Source organism: Anaeromyxobacter dehalogenans 2CP-C (genome assembly GCF_000013385.1).
Taxonomy (GTDB): domain Bacteria; phylum Myxococcota; class Myxococcia; order Myxococcales; family Anaeromyxobacteraceae; genus Anaeromyxobacter; species Anaeromyxobacter dehalogenans_B.
The window spans coordinates 4,752,410-4,768,387 of sequence record NC_007760.1 but is presented as its reverse complement, the minus strand read 5'-3'; the positions used below and the strand labels follow the sequence as shown (position 1 = coordinate 4,768,387).

Below are 15,978 nucleotides of genomic sequence, written 5' to 3'. Positions count from 1 at the left end.
AGACGCCATCCATGCGCATCATCGAAGCCTTCGTCCGGTTCTCCGAGCGGCGCCGCGCCGCCATCCTCGCCGTCGCCGCCCTGGTGGCGCTCGCCGGCGGGTACGGCACGTTCCGCCTGTACGCCGACCTGCGCCCGGACATGTCGGAGCTGCTCCCCGCGAACAGCCGGAGCGCCCGCGACCTGGAGGCGCTCACGAAGCGCATCGGCGGCTTCGCCGAGCTGTCGGTGGTGCTGGCGGGGAAGGACCCGCTCGCGCTGCAGCTCTTCGCGGACGACCTCGCGGACGCGCTGGACGACGCGCCGCCCGGCCTGCTGCGGTGGGTCGAGTACCGCGTGGACGAGGCGCGCGACTTCTTCAAGCCGCGCCTGCTGCTGTTCCTGTCGCGCGAGGAGCTGGCCACGCTGCGCGACACGCTCGGCGCGCGGGTGGCGTGGGAGCGGGCGCGGCTGGCGGGGAAGGCGGAGGGGCCGGCGCCGGACGTGGAGGGGCTGGTCGATCGGATCGCCGGCGAGCGGAAGGGGCTGCTCGGCAAGTTCCCGAGCGGCTACGTGATGGGCGAGGTGCCCGGCCACGCGCCGGGCGAGACCATGACCGCGCTCGCCATGGTCATCCGGCTCGACGCGCCGCCCGGCGACTACCGCGACGTGGTGGCGCTCGAGCGGGTGGTGAAGGAGACCGTCGGGCGGCTCGACCCCGCGAAGGCCGGCATCGAGGTGGGCTACGGCGGGTACGTGGCCAACAACATCCTCGAGCACGACGCGCTCGCCGAGGACCTGGTGTGGGCCACCATCCTGGTGCTGCTCGCGGTGGCGGCCTCGGTGGTCGTCTACAACCGCACCTGGAAGGCCGTGTTCGCGGTGGGCGCGCCGCTCCTCGTGGGCACCTTCGCGACGTTCGGCCTGGCCGAGATCTTCGTCGGCCACCTCAACTCCAACACCGCCTTCCTCGGCTCCATCGTGGTGGGCAACGGGATCAACGTCGGGCTGATCCTGTTCGCGCGCTACCTCGAGGACCGCCGGCGCGGGCAGGCCCCCGGGCCCGCCATGGTGACCGCGCTCGCGAACACCTGGCTCGCGACGCTCACCGCGGCGCTCGCCGCGGGCGTGTCCTACGCCTCGCTGCTCTCCACCGACTTCCGCGGCTTCAACCAGTTCGGCCTGATCGGCGGGCTGGGCATGGCGCTGTCCTGGGTGTCCGCGTACGCGGTCACGCCGGCGCTGGTGCTCGCCTGGGAGCGCCGCGCGCCCATCCCGCGGCAGGGGCAGCGCCCGGCGCGCCCCGTCTTCACCTACGCCATCTCGGCCATCGTGGAGCGCGCGCCGCGCCGCATGGTCACGGTGGCGGTGCTGCTCTCGATCGCCTCGGTGGTGATGGTGGTCCGCTGGGCGCGGGATCCCATCGAGCACGACTTCCGCCGCCTGCGCGATCAGTCGGCGCTCGCCGACGGCGGCCCGGGCTGGTGGGACCAGCGGGTGGACGCGCTGCACGGCGACCACCTCTCGCCCACCGCGATCCTGGCCCGCGACGAGGGCGAGGCGCGCGCCATCGCGAAGGCGCTCGACGCGCACATGCGGGCGACGCCCGACACCACCTTCGGCCACGTGCTCTCCGTCGCCGCGTTCGTGCCGGAGGGCCAGGAGGCGAAGCTCCCGCTCATCCGCGAGCTGCGCGCGCTCGCCACCCCGGAGAACCTCTCCTTCCTCTCGCCGGAGAAGCGCCTGGCCATCGAGCAGGTGCTCCCGCCGGCGGACCTGCGCCCGTTCGGCGCGAAGGACCTGCCGGACATGATCCGGCGCCAGCTCACCGAGGTGGACGGGCGCGTCGGCACCCCGGTGCTTGTCTACCCGTCGGGCCGGATGGACGTCTGGAACGGGCTCGACGTGCGCCGCTTCGCGCGCGAGCTGCGCTCGGTGCCGATGCCGCGCCCCGACCTGCCCATGGCCAGCTCCACCCTGGTGTTCGCGGACGTGCTCGACGCCATCGAGCACGACGGCCCGCGCGCCACGGTGCTGTCGCTCCTCGGCGTGGTGGCGCTGGTGATGCTGGCGTTCGGGCTCGGGCGCCGCTCGGTGCGCTCGCTCGGGGACGCCCTGGGCGTGCTCGCGGCGCTGGGCGTCGGCGTGCTCTGGTTCATGGGGCTCGCGGGCGCGCTCCAGCTCCGGCTCAACATGCTGAACTTCATCGCGCTGCCCATCACGTTCGGCATCGGCGTGGACTACGCGACCAACATCTTCCAGCGCCGGCGGGTCGATCACGCCGGGTCGGTCGCGGACATCGTCCGGACCACCGGCGGCGCGGTGGCGCTCTGCTCGCTCACCACCATCATCGGCTACTCGTCGCTGCTCATCGCCCGGAACCAGGCGCTCATCTCGTTCGGGCTCCTGGCGGTGCTCGGCGAGGTGGCGTGCCTGGCGGCGGCGCTGCTGGCGCTGCCCGCCGCGATGCGCTGGCGGGAGCGGTCGCGCGCCCGCGCGGCGGCGGCCCGGGCGGCCGCGACGCGCGGCGGCACCGACGCCGAGCCGCAACCCTGAGCGGCCGGGCGGCCGCCCCGGGGGTGGATCAGTCCGCGCCCACCTGCTCGAGCGCCCACTCGAGCTGCTCGCGGGAGAAGGGCTTCTCCAGGAAGGCCTCGGCCGCGGGGCGGTCGCGCGAGGCGCGCTCGCCGCTCATGGCGATGATGGGCACCACCGCGAGGCGGGGCGTCCGGCGGATGCGCGCCACCAGGTCGTGGCCGGTCATGCGCGGGGTGTAGAGATCCACCAGCACCGCCGCAGGCCGCGGGCCGCGCGCCAGCAGCTCCCAGGCCTCGGCGCCGTCCACGGCGGGCGCCACCTGGTAGCCAACCCGCACGAGCAGCGCACGGATGGCCTCCCGCATCCCCGGATCGTCCTCCACCAGGATCACCCTGCGAACGACGTTGCCGGCGGTTTCCACGTACCGAAGCTAGACAGGGCGGGGCCGCCGCGCGACCGCCGACCCACCCGGCCGCGAGACGCAGCGGCCCCTTCAGCCGGCCGACCCGGAGGGCGGGCTCTCGACGGAACCGGCCGCGGTCGCAGCGGCCCGCCGCCGCGCGCGCCAGGCGAGCACCGCGCCCGCCGCGAGCACCCCGCCCGCGGCCGCCCAGGGCCAGAGCGCCTCGAGGCGCACCTCGCCGGCGAGCCGCTCGTAGCCGGCGCCGAGCGCCCACCCCAGCCAGAAGTAGATCGTCGCCCAGAGCGCGCCGGCGACCAGCGTGCCGGCCACGAACGTGCCCTGGCGCAGGCGGAGCGCGCCCGCGACCACCGTCATCACGATCCGCAGCCCGGGGATGAGCCGGCCGATCACCACCGCCGCCGCGCCGCGGCGGGTGAGCCACGCCTCGAGGCGCGCCTCCCGCGCCTCGGTGTAGCCGAAGCGCCGCGCCACCCGGAGCAGCAGCGGCCGGCCGGCGTGGCGCGAGACGAGGTAGAGCACGGTCGCGCCGAGCACCGTCGCCGACGTCACCACCGCCGCGGTGGGCAGGAACGCGGCGCGGTGCGAGTGGGCGAGGAAGCCCATGGCCGCGATGAAGAGGTCGCCGGGGAGGGGCAGCGGGATGCCCGCCTCCTCGGCGAGGATCACCGCGAACAGGCCGCCGTAGTGCCAGCGCTCGAGGAAGGAAGCGGGGCTGTCCACCCACGCTTCCATGCCACGAACGGCGCCGGCGCGGAAGCGACGGTTCGCGCGGGGGCTTGGCGCGCCGCGCCCGCCTGCGCACCCCTACCGACATGGCCGGTGCATCGCAGGGCTTCCACGAGCGCGAGGACGCGCTCTCCGCACGGACGAAGGATCTCCACCGGGCGCTCGTCTCCCTGCAGGAGGAGCTGGAGGCGATCGACTGGTACCAGCAGCGGGTGGACGCCGCCTCGGATCCCGAGCTGAAGCGCGTGCTGCAGCACAACCGGGACGAGGAGGTCGAGCACGCCATGATGATCCTCGAGTGGATCCGGCGCCACGACGTGGTGTTCGCGCGGATGCTGCGGATGCACACCGGCCACGCCGGGCCGATCGCGCGCGAGGAGGAGGCCGGGGAGGCCGCCGGGGCGGCGGACGCCGGGGGCCGGGCGGGCCGGGAGGGCGGCCGATGAGCTGGCAGGACCGCGACGGCGCGCCCTTCGGGCAGCAGGTGTGGGACCGGATCGACGAGGCGATCGAGGCGGCGGCCGCCGAGGCGCGCGCCGGGCGGCGGCTCCTCAGGGTGATCGGGCCGCTCGGGTTCGAGGCGCGCGCCGGGGTGGCGGACGACGCGCCGGCCGGCGGGGAGGACGAGCCGGAGGCGGGCGACGAGACGCACGTGCACGTGCCGAGCGTCCGCGCGCTGCCGGTGCTGCACCGGACCTTCCGGCTGGGCGCGCGCGCGGTGGAGGCGCTCGAGCGCCGCGGCGAGCCGCTCACGCTCACCGAGGCCGCCGAGGCGGCGCGCCGGATCGCGCGCGCCGAGGACCGGCTGCTGTTCGAGGGGCACGCGGGCGCCGGCGTGCGCGGGCTGCTCGAACACCCCGGCCTCGTCGAGGTGCCGGCGGGCGACTGGGCCGACCCCGGCCGCGCCGGCGACGCGCTGCTCGCGGCGCTGACCGCGCTCGACGACGCCGGCCGCCACGGGCCGTACGCCGCGGCGGTGTCGCCGGCGCGCTTCTACCAGCTCTTCCGGCCGTTCGCGGGCACCGCGCTCACGCCCTACCAGCAGCTCCTCCCCGCGTTCGAGGGCGGCATCGTGAAGGCGCCCGGCCTCCGCGACGGCGCGGTGGTGGTGGTCCGCTCCGCCTCCGGCCCGCAGGCCGTGGTCGGCCAGGAGCTCACCGCCGCCTACGACGGGCGCGAGGGCATCTTCCACCTCGTCTCGCTCGCCGAGTCGGTGACGCTGCTCCCCGGCGCGCCGGGCTCGGTGGCGGTGGTGCGGTAGCGCGGCGCGGCGTCCCCGAACGGAATGCTGACGGGCCCGGGGGGCGGGCGGAAGATGCCGCCATGCCGCTCATGCCCGGTCTCCGCCGCGCCCGCAGCGCGCCCCGCCTCGCGACCGTCGCGCTCGCCGCCTGCGCGGTCCTCGGGCTCGTGGGGCTCGCGGCCTGCGCGCCGCGCGCACCCTCCGGCCCGCCGGCCGGCGCCGCCGCGGCGGCCGCGCTCGCCGAGGCGCCGCCCCGGCCGCTGCCGCCGCGCCCGTGGCAGGACGAGGTCCTCTACTTCGTGCTGGTGGACCGCTTCGCCGACGGCGACCGCGGCAACGACCAGGACGTGGACCTCGCCGGCAAGGGCACGTTCCACGGCGGCGACCTGCGCGGCCTCACCGCGCACCTCGACGACCTCGCCGCGCTGGGCGTGACCGCGATCTGGGTGAACCCGCTGGTGCGCAACATCCCCGGCTACGTGAGCGGCGCCGGGTTCCCGGACTGGGCCTACCACGGCTACTGGATGGACGACCTGTCGCGCCTCGACCCGCGCTTCGGCAGCGAGGCCGACCTGGCCGCCTTCGTGAACGCCTGCCACGCGCGCGGCATCCGCGTGCTGCTCGACGTGGTCTACAACCACGCCGGCTACGACACCGCCTACCTGCGCGATCCCCGCACGCGCCCGTGGCTGCGCAACAACGTGGTGGGCGACTGCGGCGACGACGACCTGACGAGCTGCCTGGCCGGCCTGCCCGACTGGAAGACCGAGCTGCCCGAGGTCCGCGAGTTCCTGCTCGCCGCCCAGTTCGGCTGGGCGAAGCGCTCGGGCGTGGACGGCTTCCGGCTCGACACCGTGAAGCACGTCGAGCCGGACTTCTGGGCGCTCCACCGGCGGCGGGTGCGCGCCGAGCTCGTCCCGGGGTTCTTCCTGCTCGGCGAGCTGTGGGGCGGCGACCGCGAGTCCCTCGATCCGTACTTCGCCGCCGACACGCTCGACGCCGGCCTCGACTTCGGCTTCCAGGGCTCGACCGTGGGCTGGCTGCTCGGGCGCGGCCGCACCATCGCCTACGAGCGGTACCTCGCGTCGCGCCACAAGGTCCGGCCCGGGCACCTCCTCGCGCACTACCTCTCCTCGCACGACCAGCCCGGCGCGCTGCACCTGCTCGGCGGCGACCGCGCGCTGTTCCGCCTCGCCGCGCTCCTGCAGCTCACCACCCTGGGCGTCCCGACGATCTTCTACGGCGAGGAGGTGGCGCGGCCCATCGGCGAGTGGCCGGACAATCGTTCCGACATGCCATGGGGGCAAATGGACGTGCTCCCCGGCGCCGGAAAGCCGCGCGACGAGGCAATGCGCGCGTTCTACCGACGGGTCATCGCCCTGCGTCGCGCCCACCCCGCCCTGTCCCGCGGAACCCACGAGCCGGTGTCCACCGACGGTGACGGCCTGGCCTTCCTGCGGCGCGACGGGGACGACGCGGTGCTGGTCGCGGTGAACCGCGGCAAGTCGCCACTCTCGCTGCGGATCCCCGTGCCGGCCGGCTGGGAGGGGCGGGAGCTGGAGGACGCCCTGGAGGGCGAGGCGATATCGGTCGGCGCCGGCGGGGTGGCGCTGGAGCTCCCGGGTCACGGCGCCCGCGTCGTGGTGGCGAGGCCAGCACCCGGCGCGGCGATTCGTCGCTAACCCCGCGTAAATGGGGGTTTGCGTACATTGGCCGCATTGTTCGCAGGCCCCATCTGGCTGACCCTCACGCGGAGCGCGGCGGTCTAGACATGGGCGCCCATCGGACGGGCCTGGGCCGAGGCGGCCGAGAGGTGGGGCATGGCGGGGGTCGTCCTCAGGAATCTCGCGAAGCGGTTCGGCGAGACGCGCGTGATCGAGGGGCTGGACCTCGAGATCGCGGACGGCGAGTTCATGGTCCTCGTCGGCCCGTCCGGTTGCGGCAAGTCCACCGCGCTCCGGATGATCGCCGGGCTCGAGGAGGTCTCCGGAGGGGAGATCCTCATCGGCGGCCGGGTGGTGAACGACGTCCCGCCCAAGGACCGCGACATCGCGATGGTGTTCCAGAGCTACGCGCTCTACCCGCACATGACCGTGCGGGAGAACCTCGAGTTCGGCCTGCGCATCCGCAAGACGCCGCAGGCCGAGATGGACCGGCTGGTCACCGAGGCGGCGCAGGTGCTCGGCATCGACGCGCTGCTCCATCGCAAGCCGAAGGAGCTGTCCGGCGGGCAGCGCCAGCGCGTCGCGCTGGGCCGCGCCATCGTGCGCAAGCCGTCGGTGTTCCTGTTCGACGAGCCGCTCTCGAACCTCGACGCGAAGCTGCGCGTGCAGATGCGCGCGGAGATCAAGAAGCTCCAGGCGCGCCTCGGCGTCACCACGATCTACGTCACGCACGACCAGGTCGAGGCGATGACCATGGGCAACCGCATCGCGGTGCTCAACGCCGGCAAGCTCCAGCAGGTGGGCGCGCCGCTCGAGCTGTACGAGCGCCCGGCCAACCTGTTCGTGGCCGCCTTCATCGGCAGCCCGCCCATGAACTTCTTCAAGGCGCGGCTGGAGGGCGGCGGCGCGCGGATCGCGGCGGGGGGCTTCTCGCTGCCGGTGCCGGCGGCCCTGCGCTCCGCGGCCGCGGCGCGCGACGGGGCGGCGGTGACGGTGGGCATCCGGCCCGAGAACGTGGTCGAGCTGGGCCGGACGCCGCGCGGGGAGTCGGCGCGCATCCCGGTCACGGTGGACATCGCCGAGCCGCTCGGGGACGAGGTGATCGTGCACGCCCGCGCCGGCGAGGACCCGGTGGTCTTCCGCCAGGCGCCTCACGCCATCCCCGGAATCGGAGACCAGCTCGAGGTGCAGGTCGAGCTGGACCACCTGCACCTGTTCGACGCCGAGACCCAGCGCCGCCTGTGACGGCGGCGCGAGGAGGAGAACCATGCGGAACCGCTCGCTGCTCGCCCTGCTCGCCGCCCTGCTGCTCCCCGGCCTCGCCTCCGCGGCGGAGGTGGTGGTGTGGCACGCCTACCGCGGCGCCGAGAAGGCCGCCTTCGAGAAGGTCGCGGCCGCGTACAACGCGCGCCCGGGCAACCCGAACAAGGTGACCACGCTGGCGGTCCCGTACGACGCATTCGCCGACAAGATCTCGGCGGCGGTGCCGCGCGGCAAGGGGCCGGACGTCTTCATCTTCGCGCAGGACCGCCTGGGCGGCTGGATCGAGGCGGGCAACACGGTCGAGTCGATCGACTTCTTCATGGACGACGCGCTGAAGGCGCGCTTCATCCCCTCCACCCTCGAGGCGATGACCTACCGCGGCAGCGTGTGGGGGCTGCCGCTCAACTACAAGTGCATCGCGCTCGTCTACAACAAGAAGCTGGTGAAGGCGCCGCCGAGGACCAGCGCGGAGCTGGAGGCGCTCGCGAAGAAGCTCACCCAGCGCGCCGCCGGCCGCTTCGGCCTCGCGTACTCCTACTCCGACTACTACTACCACGCGGCCCTCCAGAACACGTTCGGGGGCCGGGTGTTCGACGCCGGCAAGCCGGTGCTCGACGCGCCCGAGAACGTGAAGGCGGCGGAGCTGCTGCAGGCCTGGATCAAGGCGGGCTTCATGCCGGCGGAGCCGTCCACCGCGCTCATCACCTCGCTGTTCAACGAGGGCAAGGCGGCGATGGTGTTCTCGGGCAACTGGTTCCTGGGCGAGATCGCCCCTGGCATCGACTGGGCCGTCACCACCCTGCCGGCGCTCACCGAGGCGGGCGGGAAGCCCATGCGCCCCTGGACCACGGTGGAGGGCGTCTACGTGGCCGCGCCCTCCAAGCACAAGGACGCCGCGTTCGACTTCGTGAAGTTCGTCACCGACCTGGACGCCGCGCGGATCATGGCGCTCGACGGCCGGCAGAGCCCCGCCAACGCGAAGATCTACGCGGACGCGAAGGTGGCGGCCGACCCGGTGCTGGCCGCGTTCAAGAAGCAGGTGGACGTGGCGGTGCCCATGCCCAACCTGCCCGAGATGACGATGGTCTGGTCCCCCGCGACCACCGCCATGGGCTCGATCACCCGCGGCGGCGACGCGAAGGCCGCGCTCGCGAAGGCCCAGGCCAAGGTCGCCGAGGACGTCGCGAAGCTGCGCAAGAGCAAGTGACCCGGCCCGCCTCCCACTGGCCCCGCGCGCTCGCGGGCCTCGCCGCCGGCCTCGCGATCGCGGTCGCGCTCTCCTGGGCGTGGCTGCGCGCGGCCTCGGCCGGCGGGTACGAGGAGCGGGCCAGGGCGGAGGCGGTGGGGGCGGTCACGCAGCTCGCGAAGGCGGTGGAGCAGGCCGGGGCCGAGGGCGACGCCGCGCGCGCCGCGCTCACCGCCTGGCAGGCGGGCCAGCCGGCCGGCACGGTGGCGCGCCTGGTGATCGTGTCCGGCGCGCGGCTCGAGGGCTCGACCGACCCGCGCGACGTGGGCGAGCGCGCCGCGCCGCGCCGGCTGCAGCGCGACGAGAAGTGGGCCTACGACCAGGCCCAGCGCCTCCGCGGCGTCGTGATGGAGAACGCGGAGCAGGGCTTCGCGCGCGCCGAGGTGGAGGTGGAGCGCCTCGAGGGCCGGTACGCGCTCGGCGCGCCCGTGCGGAAGGACGGCGCGGTGGTGGGCGCCGTGGAGGTGGACCGGCCCGCGAAGCCGCCGCCGGCCCCCCCGGGCGCGCCGGCCGCGCTCGCGGCGGTGGCGCTGCCGCTCCTCGCGTTCCTGCCGCTCCGCCGCGCCGCGGCCCGGCGCGGCCCGGCGGTGGCGGCGGCGCTCGCCCTCTACGCGGCCGGGGTGGGCGGGTTCGCGGCCTGGGCGCTGCGCCTCGCGGGCGGCAGCGGCGAGGGCGTCCGCGCGCTCGCGCTGTCGGCGGCGCTCGGGCTCGCGCTCCTGCTGTTCGTCGCGCTCGGCGGCGCGGGTCGGGCCGGCGCGGCGCTGCGCCGCCACCGGGTCGCCTACGCGTACGCCGTCCCGGCGATGATCGGGATGCTGGTGCTGGTGTTCTTCCCGTTCCTCTACGGGGTGGTGCTCTCGTTCACCGGGCAGACCATCTACAACACCAGCGCGCCGCTCACCGAGATCTGGGTGGGGCTGCAGAACTACGTCGAGATCCTGCGGACCTTCGCGTTCCGCATGCCCGACGGGAGCCCGTCGTTCTACTGGACGCTCGCCTTCAACGTCATCTGGACGGTCACGAACGTCGCCATCGGCGTCTCCGTGGGGCTGGTGCTGGCGCTCATCCTCAACACGAGGGGGCTGGCGTTCCGGCCGATCTACCGCGTGCTCCTCATCCTGCCCTGGGCCATGCCGAACTACATCACCGCGCTCATCTGGCGCGGCATGTTCCACCGGCAGTTCGGCGTGGTGAACTACGCGCGGATGCTGTTCGGGCTCGAGCCGCTCTCCTGGTTCGACCAGCCGTTCACGTCCTACCTCACCGCGCTCGCCACCAACGGCTGGCTCTCCTTCCCGTTCATGATGGTGGTCTCGCTCGGCGCCCTGCAGTCGATCCCGGCCGACCTCTACGAGGCGGCGCGGGTGGACGGCGCCACGCGCTGGCAGCAGTTCAAGGCCATCACGCTCCCGTCGCTCAAGCCCGCGCTGGTCCCCGCCGTGATCCTCTCGGTGGTGTGGACCTTCAACATGTTCAACATCATCTTCCTCGTCACGGGCGGCGAGCCGAACGGCACCACCGAGATCCTCATCACCCAGGCGTACAAGTACGCGTTCCAGCAGTACCGCTACGGCTACGCGGCCGCGTACTCGACCGTCATCTTCCTCATCCTGCTCGCCTACGGCGTGTTCCAGAACCGGGTCACGCGCGCCACGGAGGGGATCTGATGGCGATGGCGTCGCGCCGCGAGGAGCGGATCCCGCACTGGATCCTGCACGCCGTGCTGGTGCTGATGGTGCTCGTCACCGTCTACCCGCTGCTCTGGGTCATCAGCATCGCGCTCTCCGGCGGGCAGAGCCTGGCGCTCGCCTCGCTCCCGGCGGACCCGGGCAAGCTCGACCTGCTGCGCGCCGTGGTCCCGTGGCCCGAGCGCTTCAGCGCCGCGAACTTCACCGCGGTGTTCCGCGACCAGCCGTTCGGCCGCTGGATGCTGAACAGCGTGATCGTGTCCGCCGCGACCACCGTGCTGGGCGTGTTCCTGGCGTCCACCGCCGCCTACGCGTTCTCGCGCTTCCGCTTCCCCGGGCGGCGCACCGGGATGATGTCGTTCCTCGTGTCGCAGATGTTCCCCGGCACGCTGATGCTCATCCCGCTCTACATCATCATCGTGAAGTGGCTGGGGCTCGGCTCGACGCGCATCGGCCTGGTGCTCACCTACGCCACCACCGCCATCCCGTTCTGCGTGTGGATGCTGAAGGGCTACTTCGACACCATCCCGCGCGAGCTGGAGGAGGCGGCCATCATCGAGGGCGCCGGCCCGGCGCGCGTCTTCTGGGTGGTGGTGGTGCCGCTCGCGAAGCCGGCCATCGCCATCACCGCGCTGTTCTCGTTCATGACCGCGTGGAACGAGTTCATCCTCGCGGCGACGTTCATGGACAAGGAGGACATGTACACGGCCCCCGTCGGCCTGCGCTTCTTCGTCGGCGGGTTCTCGCAGCAGTGGGGGTACTTCGCGGCCGGCTCGATCATCGTGTCGATCCCGGTCGTGGTGCTGTTCCTGTACCTCCAGAAGTACCTCGTGTCCGGCCTCACCGCCGGCAGCGTGAAGGGCTGAACCACGCCGCGTCCCGCGGCACTGGGAGGAGTCGAACCATGATTCACCGTCTCGTGCTGGCAGCGCTCGCCGCGATCGCGGCCACCACCGCCGCGGCGCAGGAGGTCGTGTTCAAGGATCCGGTCGGCGACGACAACGGGCCCGGCAAGTACGTCTACCCGACCGACCCCGTGTACAAGGCCGGCTCGTTCGACCTCACGCAACTCAAGGTCACCGAGAAGGGCGACAAGGTCACCTTCGAGATCACGGTGAACTCCGACCTCGAGGACCCGTGGGGCATGCCGGCGCCGGCGAACTTCTCGGTGCAGATGGCGATCATCCACATCCAGACCGGCAAGGGCCCGAGCTTCACCAAGGGGATCCCCGGCACGAACGTCGTGTTCGCCAAGGACTCCGCCTGGAACAAGGTGGTGATCCTCTCGCCGCAGCCGGCGGGGCGCGTGCGCTCGGAGGCGAAGCAGAAGGCGGCCGACCTGCTCGCCGCGATCGTGGTGCCCGACGAGACCATCGGGAAGGGGCGCACCATCACCGGCACGGTGAGCAAGAAGGACCTGGGCGAGGGCTCGATCGCGAAGTGGGGCTACCAGGTGCTGATGCAGTCGAACGAGGGCTTCCCGGACAAGACCGACCTGCTCACCCGCAAGGTGAACGAGTACGAGGGCCAGCACCGCTTCGGCGGCGGCACCGACACCGACTGCGATCCGCACGTGATGGACGTGCTCGCCGGCAAGGCGGTGGGCGACAAGTCGGAGATCGCGGCGCAGCACGAGATGCTCGCCTACGAGTGCAACCCGGACGGCACCGTCAAGAAGCCGGCCACGCTGAAGATGGTCCGCAAGTAGCGGGGGAGGGGCGGCGAACGAGTGTGGGAGGAGGGCGGGGCCGGCACGGCCCGCTGGAGCAGCACGGGAGCATCACAGGGAGATCACATGAACGCCAGAAAGACGTTGGTCGGCATCCTCGCGGCGGCGATCGCCTTCACGGCGATCCCGGCGCAGGCCCTCGAGCTTCACGGGTACCTGCGCAGCGGCATCGGCGGCAACGAAAAGAGCGGCAACCAGGTGTGCTTCGGCACCGCGCCGCTCAACTACAAGTTCCGCCTCGGCAACGAGTGCGAGACCTACGGCGAGCTCGAGTTCTCGCAGGTGCTGTACAAGGACCGCAGCGGGGTGCAGTTCAGCTACGTCGGCATGCTCGCCTACAAGACCGGCGGCATGCGCGACGCCGAGTACCTGAACGGCGTCGACAAGTGGATCCCGGACAACGACGGCAACTGGTTCCCGGCGGCGCGCCGCGTCCCCGGCACCGACTTCCTGCTCCGCCAGAACTACGTCCAGGCGACCGGCATCCCGTTCCTGGGCGGCGCGAGCGTGTGGGCTGGCAGCCGGTACTTCCACCGCAACGACCTCCACATCCTCGACTTCTACTACTGGGATCCCTCCGGCCCCGGCGCCGGCGTCGAGGACATCGACCTCGCCGGCTTCGCCAAGCTCGCGGTCTCCGTGTTCCAGAGCAAGGGCGGCTGGGGCACCGGCTACACCGGCAACGACAAGCTCTCGGTGTGGCGCCCCGACATCCGCGTGTACGGCATCCCGTTCTTCGGCGGCGGCAGCCTCGAGGTCGGCCTCGACCTCAACATCATGAGCGGGCAGAACACCGCCATCGGCAGCCAGGCCGACTCGCAGCACGTCAGCCCCATGGTGACCGTGCAGCACGTGCAGTCCGGCCTGCTGGGCGGCTTCAACAAGCTCGCGTTCCAGTGGGGCCAGGGCACGATCGCGCCGCTGTCGCGCATGCCCGAGCCGCAGAACACCAAGGACGCGAAGCACTGGCGCATCGTGGAGCAGCTCGTCGCCCAGCCGAACGATCGGTTCTCGGGCATGCTCGCCGTCGTGTACGAGGACTCGAGCATGCAGTACGGCGGCGAGGACATGTACAACAGCTTCCGCTCGCTCTCCGCCGGCGTCCGGCCGGTGTGGAACGTGATGGACTACTTCAAGCTCCAGGCCGAGGTCGGCTACCAGAGCTTCAAGCCGAAGAACCAGGGCAGCCTGCCCAACAAGGACCGCGGCGATCTCTGGAAGTTCACCATCGCCCCGACCATCGCGCCGCTGCCCAGCCCGGGCGGCAGCTTCTTCACCCGCCCCGAGCTGCGGCTGTTCGCGACGTACGCCGCCTGGAACAAGGCGGAGGCGAACTACCTGCAGAACTACAACAGCGTGGTCTGGTTCGCAGGCCCGAACGGCAACGGGCCGGCGTCGGTCTACGGCGACCAGCGGCACGGCCTCACCTTCGGCGCCCAGGTGGAGACCTGGTTCTAGCCGAGGCGCATCACCGGCGGGGCCGGGGGGCAGCTTCCCCCGGCCTCGGCGGCCTCGCCGATTACAGACAGTGCAGGAGGGAACCGTCATGAAGCGTATCGTCGAAATGCTCGCGGCCGGCCTGATCGCCGCCGTGATGGGGTTCGCGGGGCCGGCGGCGGCCGAGGAGAAGGCGGCGGCCGCGGGTGACAACGTCACGCTCCACTACCACCGCGCCGACGGCAGCTACGACGGCTGGGCGCTCCACACCTGGGAGAGCTTCCAGGCGAAGTCGGAGGCGTCCGACGAGTGGGCGGCGAAGCAGATGTCGGACCGTCCGCTGAAGGGCGTGACCTGGTTCAAGCCCATGCAGCCGAGCGGCAAGGACGACTTCGGCGTTTTCTGGACGATCCCGGCGAGCGAGTACGAGAACGGCCGGGTGAACTACATCATCCACAAGGGCGACAAGAAGGATCAGTGCAACAAGGACATGTTCTGGATGATCAAGGACTCCAAGGAGGCCTGGGTCGTCTCCGGCGACTGCAAGGTCTACACGTCGAAGGCGGACGCCGAGAAGGCGATGAAGAAGTAGCCGCGCGACGGAACGACGCAGGGGAACGGCCGGGGGGACCCGGCCGTTTCTCTTTGGGTGTTCTCACGGATCGTGCTGGCGCGGTATCTTCTCCATCGGTGCGGGCACGCCCCGCCTCGAAAGGTGCCACGATGCGCACGCTCCCGATCCTCGCCGTCGCGCTGCTCGCCGTCGTCCCGGCCGTGCTTTCAGGCTGCGGTCAGGCCGACTGCGAGGCCCCCACCGGCTGCCTTCGCGCCGAGCGAAGCGGCGGGTCCTGCGGCTGCGCCGAGTGGGAGATCGTGGACACGCAGACGGTGTCCCTGCCGTACGTGGTGACCGACGTCAGCTACCAGCCGTTCGGCGCGAGCAGCTTCTTCATCACCGGGCATGCCTGGATCCCCTTGCTGGACCGCTACTCCGACACGAGCGAGGGGACGAACGTCCGCGCCGTGGTCCGGCCCCTCGACGGCCACGAGCAGGTGGCGCGCGTGGGCACCGTGGACCCGGGCGCCGGACTGGAGCGCGTCACGGGCAGCGTGCTTCGGACCCACCGGGTCATCACCCTGGGCCTGGAGCTCGAGCCCGTGGACGTCTCGGATCCTGGAAGGGATACCATCGAGCTGTGGATGAACGCCGTGGCGACCCTCGAGACGGACGCCTCGGGTGCGAGGACCGTGCACTGGTCGCTCGGATCGGGGCCTGAGAGGATGCGCGGCGTCTACCAGGGGATCTCGATCCTGGTGCGCACGCTTCAGGAAGGCGGCGGCTCGGGAACGGACTGGCTCGACGCCTATCTCGCCGGACTCGGTGCAGATGGCCGTGCGGAGATCGTGGCGTTCGACGAGCGCGTCGCCGGGCCGCCGATCTCCGACCGATACCGGTTCCTCGAGCCCGGGGTCCTGATCGACGGTCAGCGAACGGGCGTGCGGTACCACTGGGCCCCGTGCGAGGATCCCGAGGCGTTCGAGGTGCTGGCCGAGACCGCGGTCCCGCTCGCGAAGGGCGAAACCTTCGTGCTGCAGTACGGCGTGCAGGCCGACGCGACCTGCTCGCCTCAGTACCCCGGCGCGTACCTCGGGTACTCGCGCGGCTGCTCCAGCGGCTACCAGATGTTCCTGGACCGGATCTCCGGCAAGCCGATGATGCTCGCGTCACCCTCCGGTACCTGCACCGGCCGGTAGGCCGCCGGCCGAGGCGTCAGCGTCGCCGCGGCGCCAGCAGGAAGAACGGGATTCCTGCGAGCACGAGCACCACCGCCAGCTCGCCCCAGCCCACGCGGCGGGTGAGCAGCAGCAGCCCCACCAGCAGCCCCGCCGCGACGATCCCGATCCGCCCGCGCTTCCAGGCGCCCGTGCGCAGGAACCACGCCACGCCGACGACGGCGAGCGCGAGCAGGACGACGAGGAACAGCTCGGTGCGACCCATGCCACCCATGGCGGCCGGCATGACAGCACGCGAGGCCCGTGGT

General features: G+C 72.4%; 15 protein-coding genes. 12 read left to right on the top strand and 3 right to left on the bottom strand.

Annotation, left to right across the window (positions count from 1 at the left end):
• Positions 1-11: 11 nt before the first annotated feature.
• A complete protein-coding gene (locus tag ADEH_RS21405) occupies positions 12-2,534 on the top strand; it encodes an MMPL family transporter (RefSeq protein WP_011423189.1) in 2,523 nt (840 codons plus the stop codon).
• A gap of 28 nt (positions 2,535-2,562) precedes the next feature.
• Here the strand turns inward: ADEH_RS21405 and ADEH_RS21400 are convergent, their stop codons facing one another.
• Together ADEH_RS21400 and ADEH_RS21395 are read right to left on the bottom strand one after the other, a co-directional pair.
• On the bottom strand, positions 2,563-2,937 hold the full coding sequence (locus ADEH_RS21400; protein ID WP_011423188.1) for a response regulator: 375 nt from the start codon (positions 2,935-2,937) through the stop codon (positions 2,563-2,565).
• A 72-nt stretch (positions 2,938-3,009) separates the two neighbouring features.
• Entirely contained in the window at positions 3,010-3,660 is a 651-nt protein-coding gene (locus ADEH_RS21395) for a DedA family protein (RefSeq protein ID WP_232287371.1), read from the bottom strand.
• A gap of 92 nt (positions 3,661-3,752) precedes the next feature.
• Here ADEH_RS21395 and ADEH_RS21390 point away from each other — a divergent pair, with 92 nt between their 5' ends.
• The 11 genes from ADEH_RS21390 to ADEH_RS21340 all read left to right on the top strand — a co-directional run bounded on the left by ADEH_RS21390 (position 3,753) and on the right by ADEH_RS21340 (position 15,691).
• Positions 3,753-4,112, top strand: coding sequence for an encapsulin-associated ferritin-like protein (locus ADEH_RS21390; protein WP_011423186.1), 360 nt, complete (start codon positions 3,753-3,755; stop codon positions 4,110-4,112).
• On the top strand, positions 4,109-4,927 hold the full coding sequence (locus ADEH_RS21385; RefSeq protein WP_011423185.1) for a family 1 encapsulin nanocompartment shell protein: 819 nt from the start codon (positions 4,109-4,111) through the stop codon (positions 4,925-4,927). The genes ADEH_RS21390 and ADEH_RS21385 overlap by 4 nt, the downstream gene beginning before the upstream one ends.
• Positions 4,928-4,989: 62 nt before the next feature.
• Entirely contained in the window at positions 4,990-6,591 is a 1,602-nt protein-coding gene (locus tag ADEH_RS21380; RefSeq protein WP_011423184.1) for an alpha-amylase family glycosyl hydrolase, read from the top strand.
• Between the two features lie 138 nt (positions 6,592-6,729).
• Positions 6,730-7,818, top strand: a complete 1,089-nt coding sequence (locus ADEH_RS21375; protein WP_011423183.1) for an ABC transporter ATP-binding protein — start codon at positions 6,730-6,732, stop codon at positions 7,816-7,818.
• 22 nt (positions 7,819-7,840) lie between these two features.
• Complete coding sequence (locus ADEH_RS21370; RefSeq protein ID WP_011423182.1) at positions 7,841-9,043, top strand: extracellular solute-binding protein; 1,203 nt, start codon at positions 7,841-7,843, stop codon at positions 9,041-9,043.
• Positions 9,040-10,749: a carbohydrate ABC transporter permease gene (locus ADEH_RS21365; protein WP_011423181.1), complete on the top strand. Its 1,710-nt coding sequence runs from the start codon at positions 9,040-9,042 to the stop codon at positions 10,747-10,749. Before ADEH_RS21370 ends, ADEH_RS21365 begins: the two co-directional genes overlap by 4 nt.
• 5 nt (positions 10,750-10,754) lie before the next feature.
• Positions 10,755-11,636: a sugar ABC transporter permease gene (locus tag ADEH_RS21360; protein ID WP_041453991.1), complete on the top strand. Its 882-nt coding sequence runs from the start codon at positions 10,755-10,757 to the stop codon at positions 11,634-11,636.
• A gap of 38 nt (positions 11,637-11,674) precedes the next feature.
• The gene (locus ADEH_RS21355; protein ID WP_011423179.1) at positions 11,675-12,478 is read left to right on the top strand and encodes a glucodextranase DOMON-like domain-containing protein; all 804 of its coding nucleotides are present in this window, start codon (positions 11,675-11,677) and stop codon (positions 12,476-12,478) included.
• Positions 12,479-12,565: 87 nt separating this feature from the next.
• Positions 12,566-13,957 (top strand): maltoporin, encoded by a 1,392-nt coding sequence (locus ADEH_RS21350; protein ID WP_011423178.1) that lies wholly within the window; start codon positions 12,566-12,568, stop codon positions 13,955-13,957.
• 88 nt (positions 13,958-14,045) lie between these two features.
• Entirely contained in the window at positions 14,046-14,528 is a 483-nt protein-coding gene (locus ADEH_RS21345) for a pullulanase-associated domain-containing protein (RefSeq protein ID WP_011423177.1), read from the top strand.
• Between the two features lie 131 nt (positions 14,529-14,659).
• A complete protein-coding gene (locus tag ADEH_RS21340) occupies positions 14,660-15,691 on the top strand; it encodes a hypothetical protein (RefSeq protein ID WP_011423176.1) in 1,032 nt (343 codons plus the stop codon).
• Between the two features lie 16 nt (positions 15,692-15,707).
• Here ADEH_RS21340 and ADEH_RS21335 read toward each other — a convergent pair whose 3' ends face one another.
• Positions 15,708-15,935, bottom strand: coding sequence for a hypothetical protein (locus tag ADEH_RS21335; protein ID WP_232287370.1), 228 nt, complete (start codon positions 15,933-15,935; stop codon positions 15,708-15,710).
• Positions 15,936-15,978: the final 43 nt, after the last annotated feature.